15 protein-coding genes are annotated in these 20,357 nt (G+C 36.7%); 13 read left to right on the top strand and 2 right to left on the bottom strand.

Going from position 1 to position 20,357, the window contains the following annotated elements; translation table 11 throughout:
• Positions 1-99: 99 nt before the first annotated feature.
• The 12 genes from WC614_03365 (at position 100) to WC614_03310 (ending at position 16,800) form a co-directional block, all read left to right on the top strand.
• Positions 100-753 carry an MBL fold metallo-hydrolase gene (locus WC614_03365; GenBank protein MFA5032039.1) on the top strand — a complete coding sequence of 218 codons (654 nt, stop codon included), beginning with the start codon at positions 100-102 and terminating at the stop codon, positions 751-753.
• Positions 754-824: 71 nt separating this feature from the next.
• Positions 825-1,178 (top strand): preprotein translocase subunit YajC, encoded by a 354-nt coding sequence (gene yajC, locus WC614_03360; GenBank protein ID MFA5032038.1) that lies wholly within the window; start codon positions 825-827, stop codon positions 1,176-1,178.
• A 61-nt stretch (positions 1,179-1,239) separates the two neighbouring features.
• Entirely contained in the window at positions 1,240-1,506 is a 267-nt protein-coding gene (locus tag WC614_03355) for an HPr family phosphocarrier protein (protein ID MFA5032037.1), read from the top strand.
• Positions 1,496-3,250 (top strand): phosphoenolpyruvate--protein phosphotransferase, encoded by a 1,755-nt coding sequence (gene ptsP, locus WC614_03350; GenBank protein ID MFA5032036.1) that lies wholly within the window; start codon positions 1,496-1,498, stop codon positions 3,248-3,250. Before WC614_03355 ends, ptsP begins: the two co-directional genes overlap by 11 nt.
• On the top strand, positions 3,247-4,218 hold the full coding sequence (locus WC614_03345) for a bifunctional phosphoglucose/phosphomannose isomerase (protein ID MFA5032035.1): 972 nt from the start codon (positions 3,247-3,249) through the stop codon (positions 4,216-4,218). Before ptsP ends, WC614_03345 begins: the two co-directional genes overlap by 4 nt.
• A gap of 28 nt (positions 4,219-4,246) precedes the next feature.
• Positions 4,247-5,197 carry a sugar phosphate nucleotidyltransferase gene (locus tag WC614_03340; protein MFA5032034.1) on the top strand — a complete coding sequence of 317 codons (951 nt, stop codon included), beginning with the start codon at positions 4,247-4,249 and terminating at the stop codon, positions 5,195-5,197.
• 70 nt (positions 5,198-5,267) lie between these two features.
• Entirely contained in the window at positions 5,268-5,993 is a 726-nt protein-coding gene (gene rph, locus WC614_03335; GenBank protein MFA5032033.1) for a ribonuclease PH, read from the top strand.
• A 77-nt stretch (positions 5,994-6,070) separates the two neighbouring features.
• On the top strand, positions 6,071-7,057 hold the full coding sequence (locus tag WC614_03330) for an RluA family pseudouridine synthase (GenBank protein MFA5032032.1): 987 nt from the start codon (positions 6,071-6,073) through the stop codon (positions 7,055-7,057).
• A 108-nt stretch (positions 7,058-7,165) separates the two neighbouring features.
• A complete protein-coding gene (locus tag WC614_03325) occupies positions 7,166-8,431 on the top strand; it encodes an oligosaccharide flippase family protein (GenBank protein ID MFA5032031.1) in 1,266 nt (421 codons plus the stop codon).
• A gap of 203 nt (positions 8,432-8,634) precedes the next feature.
• Positions 8,635-9,270, top strand: a complete 636-nt coding sequence (locus WC614_03320) for a PHP domain-containing protein (protein ID MFA5032030.1) — start codon at positions 8,635-8,637, stop codon at positions 9,268-9,270.
• 99 nt (positions 9,271-9,369) lie between these two features.
• On the top strand, positions 9,370-16,230 hold the full coding sequence (locus WC614_03315) for a hypothetical protein (protein MFA5032029.1): 6,861 nt from the start codon (positions 9,370-9,372) through the stop codon (positions 16,228-16,230).
• Positions 16,231-16,257: 27 nt separating this feature from the next.
• Positions 16,258-16,800 (top strand): HDIG domain-containing metalloprotein, encoded by a 543-nt coding sequence (locus WC614_03310; GenBank protein MFA5032028.1) that lies wholly within the window; start codon positions 16,258-16,260, stop codon positions 16,798-16,800.
• Positions 16,801-17,083: 283 nt separating this feature from the next.
• Here WC614_03310 and WC614_03305 read toward each other — a convergent pair whose 3' ends face one another.
• Both WC614_03305 and WC614_03300 read right to left on the bottom strand, forming a co-directional pair.
• Positions 17,084-17,683 (bottom strand): flavodoxin, encoded by a 600-nt coding sequence (locus tag WC614_03305; protein MFA5032027.1) that lies wholly within the window; start codon positions 17,681-17,683, stop codon positions 17,084-17,086.
• Positions 17,684-17,696: 13 nt separating this feature from the next.
• Positions 17,697-18,632, bottom strand: coding sequence for a tetratricopeptide repeat protein (locus WC614_03300; GenBank protein ID MFA5032026.1), 936 nt, complete (start codon positions 18,630-18,632; stop codon positions 17,697-17,699).
• Positions 18,633-18,900: 268 nt separating this feature from the next.
• On the opposite strand from WC614_03300, the gene WC614_03295 reads away from it, so the two are divergent.
• Positions 18,901-20,307, top strand: coding sequence for a polysaccharide deacetylase family protein (locus WC614_03295; GenBank protein MFA5032025.1), 1,407 nt, complete (start codon positions 18,901-18,903; stop codon positions 20,305-20,307).
• Positions 20,308-20,357: the final 50 nt, after the last annotated feature.

Below are 20,357 nucleotides of genomic sequence, written 5' to 3'. Positions count from 1 at the left end.
AAGACGAAGAGACTAAGGGTATTTTATTCTTGACACTTGTAAATAAAAGGTATAGGATTAGCAAACCTACCTGACGACAGACAGGGGCATAAAAAGGATATGAAAATAAAGTATTTGGCTCATGCAAGTTTTCTTTTTGAGACGGAAAAAGGAATAAAAATAATTACTGACCCCTATAAGTCCGATGGCCTGGGGGGAAAGATAAAATACAATCCTATAACGGAAAAAACGGATATTGTTATCATATCCCACGAACATATGGACCATAATTATACGGATGATATTCCGGGAAATCCAACCATTATAAATGGGATAGGAGTTTCTGCAACAAACGGAATAACCTTTAACGGTATCTCGTCTTATCATGATAATTTTTCAGGTTCACAAAGAGGGAAAAATACCATTTTTATATTCAAAGCAGATGGAATAACTTTCTGTCATATGGGAGATTTGGGACATTTAATTACGCCTGAACTTAAAAATAATATTGGGAAAATAGACGTATTGTTTATTCCTATAGGAGGAACTTATACGATAACTTCAGAAGAAGCACAAAAAGTTGTAGACACTCTGAGACCAATGATTGTAGTGCCTATGCATTACAAAACGTCCGGGACAACACTTCCGATTTCAAATCTGGAAGATTTTATAAAAAGTAAAACAAATATAAAACAGGCAGGGACAGTTGCAGAAATAAAACTGCCCGCAAAACAAGAAATATGGGTTTTTCAACCCGCCTGCCTTCCTTTATAGGTAGGGGATTGAACCCCCGCAAAAACGGAATAACAAACCCTAAATGGATTAAGGGTTTGTAAAGGAGAAAAATGAAAAAACTTGGGACACTTCTCGCGATGGTATTTGGAACTACAAATATGTTTGCAATGGCAGCGCCGGCAACCGGAACGCCACAAAAAGGAAGTTCTTTAATGACTATGGTTCCACTTATTCTTATAATGGTTATATTTTATTTTCTTATACTATTCCCACAGAGACAGCAACAAAAAAAATTGATGGATATGATTAAGAATGTAAAAAATGGAGATAAAATAATAACGTCCGGAGGGATTCACGGAACGGTAATTAAAATAGATAAGACTACTATTACTATACAAATATCCGCTTCGCCAAAAGCAGAGATGACTATTGAAAAATCTGTAATTGGCAAAGTAATTCCATAACATACTCCGATTGGAATATAGAATATATCTGTAAGAAATTTCCTTAGAAATTAAAATTAAAGTGGTAAAAAAAGATATCGTAATAAAAAATAAGTTAGGAATTCATGCAAGACCGGCAACGATGATTGTCAAGGCAGCAAGTAAATACAAATCAAACATAACTTTTGAAAAAGACGGGGAATCCGTAAACGCAAAATCCATTATGGAATTATTGTTGCTTGAAGCATATAATGGCACAAAAATTAAAATAACGGCCGACGGTGTAGACGAAGAAAAAGCTATGACTACTATTGTGGATATCATAGAAAGAGGTTTTGATGAGGAATAAAATAATCAGGGGAATACCTGCTTCGCCAGGGATAATTATAACAAAAGCAGTCCTTTACGAAGAAGAAAAATTCTTTGTTCCCATTAGAGAGAGCAAAGGGAAAGCTTACGAGATAAGTAAATTTGAGTTGGCAATACAAAAAACAAAAGAAGAAATACTGGTTATTCAGCAAGATTTTCTGAAAAAAACCGACGCTTCCCGGGCAAGAATACTGGAAGCCCAATTTCTTGTTCTTGAAGACAAAACATTAATAGATGGAACTATTGACCTCATAAAAAAAGGCGATACGGCAGAAGCGGCGCTAGAACAGACAACGAGTAAAATATTATACAGGTTAAATAAAATAGAAGACGAGTATCTTAAAGCAAGAATAAGCGACATAAAAGACGTAACCACAAGGTTAATGAGAAATTTAACCTATAAGCCAAAGAAAAGCAATATTATGCAGACGAAACACTCAATTATTGCAGAAGAACTAACGCCATCTGAAATAGCTTCTTTGTCTGATAACGTAATCGCAATTGCAACCGACCTTGGCGGCGAAAATTCTCATACGGCTATAATGGCAAGAGCAATAGGAATGCCTGCAGTAATGGGACTTAAAGAAGCCACTAAATTGATAAATATGAATGACACCGTAATTATCGACGGTAATCAGGGAGTATTAATAATCGACCCCGATGAGGCTACGTTAAGAACTTACGATAAAAAAATAAAAAGGTTTCAACAATACGGCAAAGAACTTAAAAACCTGATTTCTTTGCCTGCAGAGACATTAGACGGGAATTCAATAGATATCTCCTGTAATATAGATGTGATAGAAGAAGTCGACATGGCAATACAAAACAATTCGGCCGGGGTAGGTTTATTAAGAACGGAGTTCCTATATTTAACAAGTAAACAACTACCCAACGAAAATGAGCAATATAAAATATATAATTACATTGCAGAAAAAATGTATCCAAACTCTGTAGTGATAAGAACCTTAGATATTGGCGGCGATAAACTTACCGCTGACCTTAAATTTACAGAATCAAATCCTTTTCTCGGTTGCAGAGGGATAAGGTATTCTCTTGCAAATAAAAAATTATTTATTGCACAAATTAAAGCTATCTTAAGGGCAAGCAAAAAAGGCAACGTCAGAATATTATTACCAATGGTAAGCGAAGTAAAAGAGTTGATACTTGCTAAATTCTATATAGAGATAGCAAAAACTGAACTTAAAAACGAGAAAATAGCTTACGACTCAAATATTGGCGTTGGCGTAATGATAGAAGTTCCGGCGGCGGCCATAATCGCAAGACCTCTTGCCCAGGAAGCAGATTTTCTTTCCATAGGCTCAAACGATCTGTTCCAGTATACTCTTGCCTGTGACAGAACAAACCCAAAGGTAAATTGTTCCTATAATCCTTTACAACCAGCCGTGTTTCAACTAATAAAATCAACCATTGAGCAAGCACACAAAGCAAGGAAATGGGTTAGTTGCTGCGGCGAACTTGCGGCAGAACCGATTGCCATTCCAATCCTAATCGGAATGGGAATAGATGTTCTTTCCGTTGCCCCGATAAGACTTCTTGAAGTGAAGAAAATCGTCAGGAGTTTGTCTATGAAAGAAGCAAGAGAAATTGCTACTAAAGCGTTGGAAATAGAAACCATAACCGAAATGGAAACTTTTATAAATGAAGTAATAATAAAAATCCCGGCGATAAGAGAAATACTAAAAGAACGAGGAGGTACAGTATGAAAGAAGTTTTGATTGATTTCCCGACTCAATTTGAAGATGCAATAAAAGCGACACAAAACGTAAAAGTTCCCGAAGTAAAAAATCCTGCAAATATTGTGGTTTGTGGAATGGGCGGTTCTGCAATTTCAGGTGATTTGCTTGCAAAATACCTGGCAGATAAAGTTCAAATACCTGTTATCGTAAATAGAGATTATACTGCACCAACATTTATTAATGAAAATAGTATCGTTTTTGTTTCAAGTTATTCGGGTAACACGGAAGAGACATTAAGCGCTTATAATGAAGTATGCAAGAAAACCAAAAATATTATATGCATAACATCGGGCGGTGAAGTTGAAAGGCTAAATCCTCCCTATATAGTAAAAGTCCCGGCGGGATATCAACCGAGATGCGCATCGGGATGGATGTTTACGCCTATGCTCGTTGTGTTAGAAAAAATGGGAATAATAAAAGATATAACTTCGGAATTAAAAGAAACGATAACTACTCTTAAAAATCTGGCACAAGAATTCTCTAAAGAAAATTCCTTGCCTTTTTCGATAGCACAGAAACTGTTAAATAGATTCCCAATAATTTATAGCGATTCCCAGTTTGAACCTGTAGCAAAAAGATGGGCTACACAGTTAAATGAAAATGCTAAAGTGCTTGCTCATTTTAACGTTTTCCCCGAACTTAATCATAATGAAATAGTAGGTTTCGAAAACCCCAAGATTGATTCTATGCTTTTGATTTTAACAGACAAAAGTTATAACAAAAGAGTTTTCAAAAGGATAGAAATTACAAGTCGCATACTTGCTCCGTATGTTGGAATCCAGGAGATAGCGTCAAAAGGCGATTCCCTGTTAGCAAGAATGTTTTATCTTGTTTATTTAGGAGATTGGGCTTCTTACTGGTTGGCAATTTTAAGAGGAATAGACCCGACTCCCGTTGAGAGAATACAGGGATTAAAAAAAGAGTTAGAAAAGTAAGTTCGGAATTATTAAGAGGTAATATAAAATGAAAGTAATTATTCCTGTTGCAGGTTCCGGCACAAGACTCAGGCCGCATACATATCTTTTACCTAAACCTTTATTAATGGTTGCAGGAAAACCGATTATCGGACATATTCTGGATAAGTTAAAAAAAGATTTGCATCCGTTCCCGGATGAAGTTGTATTTATCGTAAGTTATATGGCAGATAAAATAGAAAAATATATAAAGGAAAATTACTCTTTCAAATCCACGTATATAGAACAAAAAGACCCTCTTGGACTCGGGCATGCAATCTGGCTTACGAAAGATGTAGTAAAAGATGCCCCATCTGTAATTATTTATGGGGACACGGTTTTTGAGGCAGACCTTGCCGGCGCAGTGAATACAAAAACAGATGCCTGTCTTGGAGTTAAGAGCGTAGAAGACCCGAGGAGATTCGGAGTCGTGGAATTGGATAAAACCGGAATTGCAAAAAGACTCGTTGAAAAACCGGATACCCCGATTTCTAACTTAGCAATAGTTGGTGTAAATTTTATCAAAGATACAAAACTTATGCTTGAGTGTATAGAAGAAAATATAAAAAAAGGCAAAACCACAAAAGGAGAATTCCAGTTCACGGATGCAATGCAGTTGATGATTGATAAAGGGAAGAAATTTAATACTTTCATAATAGACGAATGGCTTGATTGCGGGACAGTAGAATCAATGTTGGATACAAATCAGAAACTACTGAATAAACTTCAGTATACGGTTCCACCCTGTGGCAGTTCTAAAATTAAACCGCCAGTATTTATCCATCCAACGGCCAAGATTGAAAATTCAAATATAGATTCTTTTGTAAGTATTGATAAAAATGTAGTTATAAAAAATTCTACGATTTCAAACTCTATAATATATGAAGATGTGGTTATAGAAAATAGAACCATCTCAAATGCTATTATTTCGACGAAGGGTGAATCAAATTTAGCTGTATAGGAACAGTAGGTCAGACCTGCCTACCGTCAGGCAGGCATTCTTGTCTGACAGAAACTTAAGGAGATAAAAAATGAAGAGAAAAGACAATAGAAAGATTGATGAAATCAGACCAATAAAAATAGAAAAAGATTATCTTAAGGATGCCGAAGGGTCCTGTCTTATTCAAGTCGGTAACACCGTAGTTGTTTGTTCCGCTACGGTAGAGAACAGAGTTCCCGTTTTTTTAAGGGAAAGCAATTCGGGGTGGATTACCGCCGAATATGGTATGTTACCAAGAAGTTGCAAAGAACGCGTTTCCCGTGAAAGGAATCACGGAAGAACTCACGAAATTCAGAGACTTATAGGCAGAGCACTTCGTAGCGTTACTAATTTACCGAGACTTAAAGATTTTACCATAACTGTTGATTGCGATGTGTTACAAGCGGACGGGGGGACAAGAACCGCAGCAATTACCGGAAGTTGGGTAGCTCTTTTTGATGCCGTCCAGCATATGATATCAAAAGGATGGATTACGAATTCTCCTTTAAAAGAAGCCCTGGCCGCAATATCTGTCGGTATAGTAGACGATGTCCCTATTCTTGATTTGGCTTATGATGAAGATTCTTCCGCAAAAGTAGATATGAACGTCGTAATGACGGAAAGCATGAAGTTTGTTGAAATTCAAGGAACGGGAGAAAAAAATTCTTTTACGAAAACAGAGTTTGACCAAATGCTTCAACTTGCCGAACAGGGAATAAAACAATTAATAGAAATTCAACGGAAAGTATTATTCGTTGACCCTTATTTCAAAAAATAGTTTATGTCGAATCATAAGTAGGTCAGACACTATAGTCCCGCTTGCGGGGTTCTTGTCTGACCTGTCTGACAAAATAAATGACCGATTTCCCTATAATAGTAAGGCCAAAAGAGAAAATAAGACTGGATAAATATTTATATAAATCAGGGCTTGGCATATCAAGGTCACAAATTCAGAAACTAATAGAAAATGGCAACGTTCTTGTAAACGATAATCCTACAAAATCGCATACGATTTTAAAATACGGGGACAAAGTTTTCGTAGATTACCAGAAACCTCAACCTTTTCAGGCAAAAGCGGAATCGATTCTTCTTGACATAATTTTTGAGGATGAGGACGTTATCGTAATAAATAAACCGCCGGGTATGGTAACTCATCCTGCGCCCGGACATTTGGGGGGTACTCTTGTAAACGCATTACTCGGTCATTGTGAGTTGTGTAAGGACACAGACAGAACGCGTCCCGGAGTAATCCATCGTATTGATAAGGACACTTCAGGACTACTTATTTTTGCCAAAACAAATACTGCATTATTAGGTCTTTCTAAACAAATAGAAGCCCGGAGCGTAAAACGCAAATATATTGCGTTTGTATGGGGCAAACTGCCGTCTGCGGAAGGCACAGTAAATGCGCCAATTGGCAGGAACACCATAGAACGTAAGATAATGGCCGTGACCCCTTTGAATTCAAGAAAAGCAATTACACATTATAAAGTAATAAACAAATTTAAGTATATAACGGAAATTAAAGCAAGTTTAGACACGGGTAGAACCCATCAAATAAGAGTGCATTTTAATCATATCGGGAACCCGGTTGTTGGCGACCCGACTTATGGTGGGCGGAAACAATTGCCCGGAGTTCCTGTTGAGGAATTCAATAATATTATGGGGATAATTTCAAGACAGGCATTACACGCAGCGTTCATTGAATTTATACATCCTATTTCTAAGGAGGCCGTTTCTTTTTCTGCACCTTTACCTGATGATATGCAACAATTATCACAGTATCTTTCGACTTCACTCAAGACAAGCCTTTCGGGTTCGCTCAAGACAACTTCGCTTTAAGAAATTTTTTCTATTAAACAGTAGGTCAGACATTTGGAACATCTGGAATATCCCGCTCAGGCGGCGACCGCCAGGCGGTGACTTGTCTGACCAAAAATAAAAAGCAAAATGAAATTCAGGAATGAAGTTAGCCGTACAATAATAACACAAATATTCATTCTGTTGTTTGGCATCGGGACGAGTATCGTATTAAATCGGTTACTCGGTCCGACTCTTAAAGGCGAACTTGTTGCCTTGCTTGTTATCCCTCAACTCATTGTCGCATTTACAAATTTAGGATTAGGAACTTCTTTATCTTACCATCTTGGAAAAGGTAAATATCCCGAAGCGGATATTATAAAAACTAACTTTGTTTGTTCATTAGTATTGGGAATTATAGGAGTCGGCATCGGTTGGTTTGTGTTAAGAAATTCATATCCCGAGCTGAATATCTTGTTTCGTTATTTTATTTTGGGAATGATAATTTTTGGATTATGGTTCGATTATTTACCTGATATATTTTTAGGTAACGGTAAAATGGGAGTATATAATTATTGGCATTTGTTGAAAGCAATAACCGAATTTTTACTTATAGTAGTTTTTGTTTTAGCGATTACAAACAAATTACAGGGCGCAATTACGGGTATCTTTATCCAAAACTTATCTCTGTGGATATTAAGTATAATTCTTTTTATGAAACTTGCGCTAAAAGGAAAAATAAATTTTTCATACCTGAAAGAAGGATTAAACTTTGGATATAAAATATTTTTTACCAATGTTCTTATATTCTTAAGTTATAGATTGGACATTTTATTATTAAAATGGTTATCCAATACAACACAAATAGGATATTATTCCACGGCAGTATCGCTTGCAGAAAAACTCTGGATTATTCCGGGTGCCATTTCGCTTGTTTTGTATTCAAAAATAGTTTCTTCGAAAAATGCCGAAAATTACGACAGCAATAAAGTATTGCGGGTAACAAGAATTTCGTTCTGGGTAATTACCGGAATTGCCATTGTTTCCATATTCCTTATAAAACCCGTGATAGAAATACTTTATTCTGCCAGATTCTTACCTTCCGTTACTCCATATATTATTTTGCTTCCCGGGACTATTGCATTAGTAGTGGTTAAATTATTAATGGCTGAAATAGTTGGCAAATGGGGAAAACCGGAACTATCAATAATCGGAATGTTGATTGTAGTATTTACAAATATAGGGTTAAACTTAATATTAATTCCTAAACTTAATATCGCCGGTGCCGCCATTGCATCAACCGTAGCTTATACTGTCCAATTTGTTTATTTTATCACCGTATACAATAAGGTGACTCATATCCCGGTAAAAGAAATCTTTGCTTTGAGAAAAAAAGACTTTACAATGTCCAATTAAGTATATAAATAATCTTTAAATTATAAAGAGTGACGTGACTATAAATTAAGGGGTTCTAATACTAAATTGCTATCAAACATATTGTATAATAATTAGGTGGTAGGATGGACACTTGTCCGCCAGTCTGTTTGGAGGATTCTTGTCTGTCCTATTCATTTATAACTATATCTTTAACAGAAAACTAGCATAACATATAAAATATAATGAAAGGCGTTTTTCATATTCATACAAGTTATTCTTTTGATACTCTTATGACGCCTGCCCGAATAGTTAATCGAGCAAAATCCTTGGGGTTTGACTTTGCCGCCATTACCGACCATGACACTGTAAAAGGCTCATTAGAGGCAAGCGCTCTCGGTATTCTGCCAATAATAATAGGAGCAGAGTATTTCACAGAGAAAGGAGACATCATAGGTTTATTTTTAACAAAAGAAATAACTTCAAGAAAAAGCAATGAAGTTATCGCAGAAATAAGAAATCAGGGGGGGGTTGTAGTTTTACCGCATCCTTGCAGGGAACATAAACTTGATGCCGAATTGCTTTCCGCTGTTGACATAATAGAAGTTTTTAATTCCAAATGCAGCGTCAGAGAAAACGCGGAAGCATTGGAACTTGCAAAAAAATACAAAAAAGTAGAAATCGCAGGTTCCGATGCGCATTTTTTAGGAAATATTGGGTTGACGGAAGTAACTCTGGATTTTTCGGGAGATATGAAATCGGATATCAGGAACGGGAAATTCAAGATAACAAAAACCGCCTACAGCAAATCATATTGTAGGATAGGGACAGGACTGATTAATTTTTACAAAACGACTCTTCTGAAAAAGAATATTTATTAACTTCTTACAATATAACAATTTTTTTATCGTTATAGAAAATTCTCATTGACAGAATATAGAAAAAGGAATATATACATACTATATAAATTTCATAGTTTTATGCGATTAAAACACAGTGTTATTTTTGTAGGATTATTTGCTTCTACTTTGCTATTTGGCCGTTGGAGCGCGGTAGAAAAGGTAGATACCCAGGATATATCAGATTACCAGGGCGGTCTATCCAAAGGTCGCTCTCTTGCGGTAGATATATTAGGGAATAAACATATAGTACATCTCGAGAGAGAAGGTTCCCTTGTTACAGATCCCAGAAATTGGCACTATAAAAGGAAACCGAATGGAGTTATGTGGGATAACTGGCAAGACACACCATTTTACAACAGAGCCGTAAACCAGAATGATTTGCCGCCATATTTGCATGCAGCTGTGATAACGGACAAGTTCAGTAAAACACATATCGCATGGTCATATAGTGATGCAGGCCCCAACAACTTAGGTCGAGTTTGGTATAATACAAGAACTTCGGCAGGCGTATGGGGAACGGCAAGAGACATAACCGGACTTATAAATGGCGCTTCAAATATAGCGATAGGGGCAGATGCAACCGGGGGAAGAATAATAATAGTATATAATTGTAAGGAATCAGGGAGTTTTTATCTTAAGGGATATGCTTCGGTTAATGGAGGCGCAAACTGGACATCATTAGGAACGATAGATTTATTATCAACAAGTGATTTCCCAACCGTTGCAGTAGATGAGGCAGGGTATTTTTATATTTCTTATGTAGACGCATCCAATAATAAGCTTTATTGCAGATTACTAAACCCCTCGCTTGGACTTGTATGGAAGTATGAATTAGGAGGAAGAATCGTTCAGTCTTGGGAAGACCCTGTGGATGGAAATATTCATTTTGCAAGAATAGATAATAGTGGAAATGTAATTTATTCATACCGTGTAAATGGGGATACAGATAGTCTAAATTGGTACGGGACAACAACACTTCTAACCGGGTCAACATCCCAGCAAGTCTCTATTTCTTGTTATGATTCGGTAGTAGGTATGGTATCCGGATATGCCTTAGATAAAGACACACTGTATTTTGAACAGAAAAATTATACGGGAGTTTGGGATACAACAGGGTTGCCATACTGGAATACATATACATACGCAGGAAGAACCGTGGCTATTGATGATAGTGGCTACGCGCATATAGACGGAAATGTACGGGTTCGTGGAACAAGCGCTCTTATAGCTGATTCCATATTCTATTTCACAAATAAAGTAACCGCGTGTATAGATATAAGACCTGATAGGGATGGATATTGGACATATCCCGGAGTTCCGATTGAATATCCACACCAAATAATAAATTGTGGAAATATAGTGGATAGTTTTGGATTGTATATCACAACGCCGCCGACAACCGGGGCAATAGATTCGGCAGGATTAGTATATAACGGAGTAACAACATACTATCCCGACACTTTATGGATAAACGGTATCTGGCCTACGGTAGGAGATACGGATATTGTATCTTTGAGAATAGTTCCCTCTCCAAGTTGTCCGATATGTTATTTAGATTCAACGCAATTCGTCGGTTTTTCAAAAGATAATCCCGCAGTCAGGGATAGCGCAATAGATACAACACGTATTCGCATAGATGTGGAATTGACAAAAATAGCAATAAGTCCGTCCATAGGCACACCGGTTAGTCCCGGAGATACGATTACATACCGTATTGTTCTTGCAGACACATGGGGCTCAACAATAGATTCCGTAACAGTATATGATACTACAAGTAGAGCTTTTAGTGCTGTCTGGGTTGATTATCGAACACGCCCGGCCAACAACGTAGATTCCTTTATCACGGGTCCACCGAAAACATTAGTATGGACAATCCGAAATTTACCCGGGCACTCTGCAGATACATTACGCTTAAAAGGAATAGTAAAACAATACGGGTGTCCTGATACGGTACCTACTACTATAACCAATTTTGCTTATACCCCCGGAACAGAATGTATTTTCGGGGATACATCCGGAATAGTTTCCCACGATATGACACCTGTCAATACTACTCTAAGTTTGGAAAAAACTGCTAATCACGTGCAATTTGATACCCTTGCGCCGAGAGATACGATAACCTATTATCTTAAACTTAAAAATACAGGCAAATTTTATACTAAGAATGCTGAAATTATTGATACTCTAGATGACGATGTTGCATCAGTTATAGATATTTCTCCTGCGGACAGTAATAGCCCGGCAAGTCGCATAAGATGGAAACAGGATTGTTTGCCGGCAGGGGATTCTATGTGTTGCACGCTAACGGTAGTTATCGGAAGAAACTTCAAAATGCATATCCAAAGATTGGACACTTTGTATAATTATGCAAAGGCAATTGGAGAAGAAGTAAGCGGATATGTGTATTCTGATACGACAATCCATTATATATTTAGGACGCTTGAAGTTTTTGCAAATAAGTATGCGAATCCTGTAACAAGAAGCACTGTATTGCCGGGAGATTCTATACGATACCGTCTTGTCTTCAGAAATGATGGCACTGCAAACAGTATAATGCGGAATATTGGAATAGTAGATACTCTGGATTCAGTAAGGATAGTATCTGTAAGTGGTGATACCCCCACATCATTGACACTATATCCGGTATTAAGCTGGCTGAAGGATTCATTGGCTCCGGGAGATTCTTTCGTAGCTACCTATTGGGCAAAAATTAATAACGCAGCAATATTGGGAGATTCTGTACGAAATTGGTTCAGAGTTGTATATCCCCCGGAAATAAATTATACTTCTTCGGAGGATACAACGGTTCATTACATAGGAGCAGAAGATATTATCAAAACGGCAGTCCCTGTTTCAGGAAGCTGGGTAAACGTAAAAGATACAATAGCATATACAATAACATATTTCAACAGAACGCCAAATACAATAAATAACGTAATAATCAAAGATACTATAGATTTTGCACATTTAGATACAATCTCAATAAGCGGACCTACACATACAATAGACAGCATAAGCGTGGGTAAGAGAGTGATAAACTGGACTATTGGGAATATTGCGGCAAAAGATTCATTTGCAGTATGGTGCAGTACAAAAGTCAGGACAGGTTTAGCAGGAGACAGCATTCCGAATATTGCTACATTTGATGGATTGGATTCAACTCCCGACACAGGGAAAACAACACATTATATAATGGCAGTTCCAAGACTAACCAAAACAAGCACCCCGGCAAATGGAAGTATGGTTAACCCGGGACAAACAATAAGTTATACACTTATGGCGCGTAATTACAGCATAACAACACCGGCACAAAATCTTGTTATAAAAGATACCGTCACAAACGTAACAAATGCCCAGATAACTTATTATGATACTTTAAAAGATAGCGCAAAATGGACAAATGTAAGCGGAAATACATGGGTATTAACATGGTGGGTAGATAGCATAGGCGCAAATTCAATTGATTCGTGTAGATATAATGTAATTGCTAGTAGCGCAGTTGGAGATAGTACGGCTGGAGATACTGTATTTAATTGGGCAAGTTTGCGGGATAGTGTTTCCAATAAGACAGTTCACCCGATAAGAATATGGAAATTGCGTATGGATAAAAATGCATACTCTCCTCATCCGGATAGTTCGGTAGTTATCCCGGGAGACATAATTCATTACTATATCACAATTGCAAATAATGGTGGAGCTACGGCACACGGGGTAGTTGTTCGCGATACAATAGATACAACATTTATATCTACTGTGACAAACATAAATGCCGGGGGGGTACATTCTCCTAATTCAATAATAACATGGACGCTTGGCAACTTAACGCCCGGATATTCTATAACTCTTACGTATGACGGAAGAGTTTCGGATACAGTTAAACAGGGAACAATAATAAATAGATGTATGGAAACAACGACAGATGCTCCGGGAGATATGATTAAGGACAGCACATTCCATTTTATAGTTCCTAAAAAGTTCTCTAAATGGGCAATTCCTGTTTCCGGGAGTTATGTGAAACCCGGAGATGTAATACAGTTCCGCCTTTCGTGCACTGCCGGAGCTTTAGATACTGAAATTATTATAGTTGATACTCTATCGCCCTTGCTTGCATTCCCTCCGTTTAATTTTATAGGAGATAGTTTTAAGCTTGATTCTATTTTAGCGCCTGCAAAGAGATTTTTCATAACATGGCGACTTAAAATGCCTGCAGGGACAACAGACACGGTCGGATTTAGTGCAACAGTACAGGACAGTAATAACTTTGAGGGAAATACGGTGTTTAATTATGGAACATTCTATTCTCCAAATGGTACGCTTAAGAGCGATACCACTATTCATATAATAGGATTACCCCATATAAACATACTAAAGACAGCCGTACCTGCAAGCGGAGCATTCGTAACCGCAGGAGACAGTATCGTATATACTTTAAGGTGCTCTAATACGGGAACGGTCACCGGTAAAAACATTACGGTTAAAGATACATTATCAGACTACTTCAACCCCGCTGGCGTTGTAATATGGGGAATAGATTCTCTGACACCCGGTAAAGATACTGTTTATACATTTACAAAGTTCCTACGAACCCCTCTGGATGATACGGCTTATGGAGATACTATATGGAACAAGTCCTGGCTTACAAGTACTGACGAGGACGTACCCAATAAATCAGATACGACTTATCATATCTTGGCAAGACCAACAATTAATATCTATAAGAAAAAATCTTTTAGATACCCGAGTGGTTCATTGCTGCCGGAATCTTCCATTGTTGCCCCCGGTGATATATTTGAATATGAAATAACTTTTAAATCTTTTGGCCCTGTAAAAGCAAAAAATGTTTGGGTAATAGATACCATAAAAAGCGGGCGCGGTTGTGTAATTATAGATACAACCGTTATAAATCCTGATTCTGCCGCTGTGTCGTATTGGAAAAATTCTTCCCTGGCGCAAAATGTTATACAATGGAAAATAACAGAAATAGACAGTGGGGAGATAGACACTGCAAGATTTAGAGTCAGAGTGAATAGTCTTATAACAAAACAGGAAATTACGGACACCATAGACACCTTGAAAAATACATACTGGATAACTGGAGATAATATAATAACGGATACTTCGGATACTCACATTCTTTACATTGCAGGAAAATTAGATTTTGAAATAAATAAATGGGCTGTGCCTCCAACCGGTTCAGAAGTTTCTCCGGGTGACACTATAAACTATTTTATTTCTTATCGCAATACCGGAAATACAAGAGGAGAAAATGTTCAGTTAACGGATACTTTATGGGGTGCCGGGTACAGAGTGACATACATATCCGATTTCGGAGTATCTTCAAACAATAAAGTTATATGGACATTAGGAAATGTTGCTCCTAATTATGGAGATACTGTAGCATTCCGAACAATTGTCGGGAATCTTAAACACCAAGCAGATACGTTATACGATTCAGCTTATATTTACGGAAGGCTTGGAAATATAAGTAACATATGGACGAGCGCCAAAGTGGAACATTATATATTAAACACAGATATGAGAGTAGAAAAAACTTCTAATAAACCAGACACAGTTATACCGGGAGATACGATTACTTACACAATCAAAGTCACAAATTTAGGACAGGCAACATTAAGACAGGTTATACTTAGAGACACTATATGGGGTGATTATAGACAACCCTTGATTAATCATATGCCGGAATGGATATTCCCCAGCATACTACCTTTGAGGGATACAACGGTTTCTTACCAGGCAGTAGTAAAAACTCTTGCAGATTACGGACTCGGAAAAAACATGGTAGATACAACATTAGGAACTATAAATAACAGATGTATCGTATTTGCAAGCAATTCTGACGATACTGTTAGGGATTCAACAAGACATGTTGTAGTTATGAAATACGGTGTAGAAATTGCTCCTGATAATGTAGCCCTTGATAGTGTTTTTGTAAACGAAAGCAGAGTATGTATATTAACTGTTAAAAACACAGGGAGTTTTAAGGATAGCATTAAAGTGGATGGATACAATACAACTTCCGGGTGGAGAGTTGCATTCCAGGGAACGACCGATAGTTCTTATATATTCCCGGATGTGCCGCCGGATTCTACAAGGTTGCTTACTGCAAGAATATATGCGCCTCCGTTACCACTAACCTGTGACACAACAATAGTGATAGCAAATTCAATAAAAGTAAAAAGGATAAATAAACAAGTTGCCGATACTTCCATAATATTCAGGTGCTCAAGGGAACGGGTAATAAGCATACTTGTTGACCCTGACGACACAGGAAAAACTTTCGGGACACCAATAAATTACACGCTTCAGGTAATTAATAATGGGAATGATTATGACACGGTAGATATTACAGTTGACAAAGTTAATAATGGATGGACCTATGCGCTTACACGTACTAACGGGGCACCACTAACGGACAGTGATGGGGATAATTTGGTTGATGTAGGTGTAGTACCTCCTTACGGAGCATCTATTCCACTCAGATTAACCGTAACTCCACCACCAAGTGTAATGATGGGAGCAACTACAACACTTGCCGATACAATACTTGTATGGGGGACATCAAGTATAAATACTTCTGTAAAAGATAGTGCAAGAGTAATCACGCTAATTACTCCACCGGAACTTTCGGATAGTTCTATACATAATTACCCGAATCCATTTAGAAGAGATGAAGGCACTAACTTTGTATTCGTTCTTCCAAGAGATACGTATTGCACGCTTATTGTTTTGAACCGTAAAGGTGAATTAATAAAATCCTTATTTGAAAATCAATTGTTTACTATCGGCAAACATGAAGTTCTCTGGGATGGAACAAACCAAACTGGCAGGACCGTGGCAGCAGGAACTTATATTTATATGTTTAAACTAGAGGGCCGAAACATAACAAAGAAATTAACCCTGTTGCCGGAAAGACGTTAATTACTCCTCCTTTCATTTTTATTTAATATGACAAGAGAAACAGCGTTTATACTTCTTAACGAAAAAATACAAACTCAAAATCTTATAAAACATTGCCTTGCGGTTGAAGCAGGAATGAAAGAAGTTGCTACATATTTTGGAGAAGATGAAGAGTTCTGGGGACTTACCGGGCTTCTACACGATCTTGATTATGAAGATACCAAGAATGATTTCTCACAACACGGGATTAAAACTGCAGAAATACTCCAGGATTGCGTTCCTGAATTTGTATTGTATGCAATTAAAGCGCACGCAAGCAAAGTTCCCGCTAAATCAAAAATGGATTATACACTTTATGCAATAGACCCTCTCACGGGATTAATAGTTGCCTCTGCTTTAATGCATCCCGATAAAAAACTGCAATCCATAACCGTAGAATTTATACTCCGCAGGTTTGAGGAAAGAAGATTTGCCGCAGGCGCAAACCGCGAGCAAATAAAAGAATGTGAAAAGTTAGGACTCTCGCTGGAACAGTTTATTGGATTAACCCTCGCAGGAATGCAAAAAATAAACGCAGATCTAGGATTGTAATTTTTATTCTGTTGTTTTTTACCCCTAAATTTTCTATTCTTTGTTGTTTTATCTGTGTTCACCTGTGTTTCTCTGCATCCCAAAATTCTCTATTTATTATCTCTTAAAAGTCTCTTTAAATCACTGTTGATATATTTCGGAGTTTATCCCTCCCGCCTTTGACGGATAACTCTAAATTCTATTTTTTTCGTGTGATTTTTTGTGTTTCCGTGCCTTTGTGGCTAATTTCTTTTATTTGAATCTCGTTAATCCTGTCCTATGATTTCTGTGTTCTTTTTGTTTTTTATTTCTTCAGGATTTCCACAGTAAAGTCTTTGACTTTCTGAACATACGTTCCCTGTGCAACTTCTTTTGCCGAAAGCTCAAGTGTCTTAATAGGTTGTTTGCCAATGAAAACTTCCATATCCTTAAACGCATTTCCTGCGTTGGAACCTCCCATTGTGCAAAAGAAAGCAATGTTTTTGATTTTTTCTTTGTTTTTCGACAGATACGTTCTGACAGCAGGTGTCATTTTAGATGCCCAGATAGGCGTACCGATTATAATCAAATCATACGAATCCGGTGATTTGGTTGTTTCCTTGATTGTCGTAAGATTATTTTGAGTAGCGTCTTTCCCGGACATAATCCAACCCCATAATCCTTTTCTGCTTTTCATATCAACTATTTCTTCCATATCGCATTTAAGTGTGCTGGCTATAGTTTCGGCAACTTTTTTTGTTGTTCCTGTTCTGGAATAAAAAACAATCAATATTTTGTTTTCATGGAACTTTGCTTCACTCAACATTTGTCCTCCCTCTTCAAAATTACTCTTATTAATATCACAACTTTTAGTGTTATTTGTTAAAAGTCCTGCAAATAGAATATATATAAGATATGTTTTCATTTTGCTTTCTGTTTTAAGTTGTAAGTTTTATAAAGTCTTCGTCACTCCATAAGTTCAAAAAATCTTCATCAGTTTTAGCTTTTTCTTTATTTCTTGTATCCAAATCTATTGCTTTTGATAAGTGTTTCAGAGAGTTTCCTTTATCGCTTTTCCATGCATACATACAAGCTTTGTTATACCATGCCATCGCAAGTTCGGGTCTTAACTCTATTACTTTATCATAGGTTTCAAGAGACCTTTTATAAAGACCACTAGCCCCAAGAACAATTGCCTTATTATAAAATGCAAGGACAAATTTCGGATTTATTTCTATTGCTTTATCGTAAGACTTTAGAGCCTCGTTAAGCAAACCGATATCGGCAAGCGAATTAGCTTTATTATACCAAATTTTTGCATCGTTTGGATTTAATTCTATTGCTTTATTACAAGTTTTAACAGCCTCTTCAAGATTTCCAAGGTGACTAAGCATAAGCGCTTTGTTATATATCGCATCATAGTAATTAGGATTCAATTCCAAAGCTTTTTCGAAACATTTGATAGCTTTTTCGCAGTCTACAAGTTTAGACAGGGTAACCCCTTTACTATACCAAATTTTTGCATCATTGGGGTTTATCTCTATTGCTCTATCAGACGTTTCAATGGCTTCTTCAAATCGTTCAAGTATCCGGAGAACAATTGCTTTATCATATAATGCGTTATAGTAATCGGGCTTCAATTCAATAGCTTTGTTAAAGCATTCCAAAGATGCTTCGTAATTATCTTTATAATAAAAATTAACGCCACAATAAAAGTCATATTCCGGGGGTAATAAAGAAGTATTATTATCTGTACCTTCTATTTTTTTTATATATTCGTTTAGCTTTTCTCTGTTTTCATAGGCTGGCATTTCGGGTAAAAGTGGAATACGAATTTCTTCGTTAATCTTACTTATTATTTCATTAAAATTCATATATTATTCAGTGCATATTCATTATATCCCCTAAACTCACTATTAAAATTAAGAAATATAAACCAATATATAATAGGAATAATTGTCCTTATTAAACGAATAACATAAATTTTATTTCATTTAACAATAGGCTACTAATTAATAAAGTGATTGTCAAAGAATTTTTCATTTGGGATAAATAATATAGAAAAAGCTTGCAAACATTAAAAATTAAATGTAGTAATTTGATGGTAATTAAGTAGTTTTGTATAGCTGAACAGGACAAGATATGCGGAAATTAGTTTCTTTTTTATGGCAATCACGAGGAATCGTAAATCTTATAAGCAGAGGATTAAGTATAATGAACAGGTTCAACTTTACGCCTTGCAAGTTAGAAAAAATACTCGGGAGATATATAGATTTATTGCTCAAATATAATGCTGTTCCGACTTTTCCCATTACTGCTAATATCGTTGACAGATATCCCGAAACTATACAAAGGCTACAAAAAAGAGGAGCGGTTTTTGAAATCCACGGGTATGTACATATTGATTATACGAGATTAACCTTAAAACAACAGGAAGAACATTTTAAGAAAGCAATAGAGATTTTTCAGAAATATAAGATTACATTTTCCGGGTTTAGGGCCCCTTATACAAGATGGAATGATGATACAATGGAAGCGCTTAAAAGGAATGGCTTTATATGGGACAGTAGCTATACAACGCTTTTGGATATTATAGATAAGAAAGATTTCAAGAAAAAGCAGTGGGATGCATATCAGAAGGCCATAAAACTATATACCCCGGGGGAAGTTGCAAAACAAGTTGTAATTCCGAGAATAATGAAAAATGGAATTGTTGAGATACCAATGACTTTACCGGATGATGAAATCGTAGTCGACAGACTTGGCATAAGAAAACAAAAAACAGTCAAAAAAATATTATGGACTATTTTTAAGAAAACTTATGAGAGAGGAGAGTTTTTTGGGGTACAGGTACACCCGGAACGGATTACATTGTATAGACCCGCAATTGAAAGAATACTTAAACAAGTAGAAGTTTTCAACCTCCCTGTATGGAAAGCCACATTGAAAGACATTGCGGAATGGTGGATAGAAAAAGAAAAGTTTGAAGCCGTTATAAAAGAAACGCAAACAAATGTTTATGCTATTAATTTTAAGTGTTCCGCACGCGCAACCGTGCTTGCAAAAAATATAGAAACGGGACATTTCGACAAAGCAGGGATTAAAGGTAATGGGAAAAATGGAACTTCCCGCTTTGTCGGAGATCCCGCATCCCTAAAAACGAGCAGCAATTGGTATGGTGAATATAAGTTGGTGGATTCCTCAAACGAGTTAACAGTTCATTCGGATAAAAAACCAATAATCGGGATAAATCCAAATTGTTCCGACACATTTGTGAAATTCTTAAAAGAAGATGGGTATATCTTTGAGATCACTAAAACGGCAGACAACTACTCAATATATTTTAATGGGGTAAAAGAATTTGATGAAATAGAAATATTAAAACAAATAGAAAAACAGGATGTTCCCCTTATACGATTCTGGAGATGGCCATGGGCGGCAAGAAGCGTATTTTCAATAACGGGAGACGTAGACGCTTTAACGATAGTAGATTTTTGGGGACGGATATTGGAAACACATTTTTTGACAAAAAGCAGTTATGAAAAATAATTAGTAAGCTAAAGCAAACATTTCTACCTGACGGTATGCAAGCAAAAATG

It is taken from the genome of bacterium (assembly GCA_041649255.1).
Taxonomy (GTDB): domain Bacteria; phylum Hydrothermota; class UBA3073; order JACQXS01; family JAQTXJ01; genus JAQTXJ01.
This window is presented reverse-complemented; position numbering and strand designations above follow the sequence as displayed.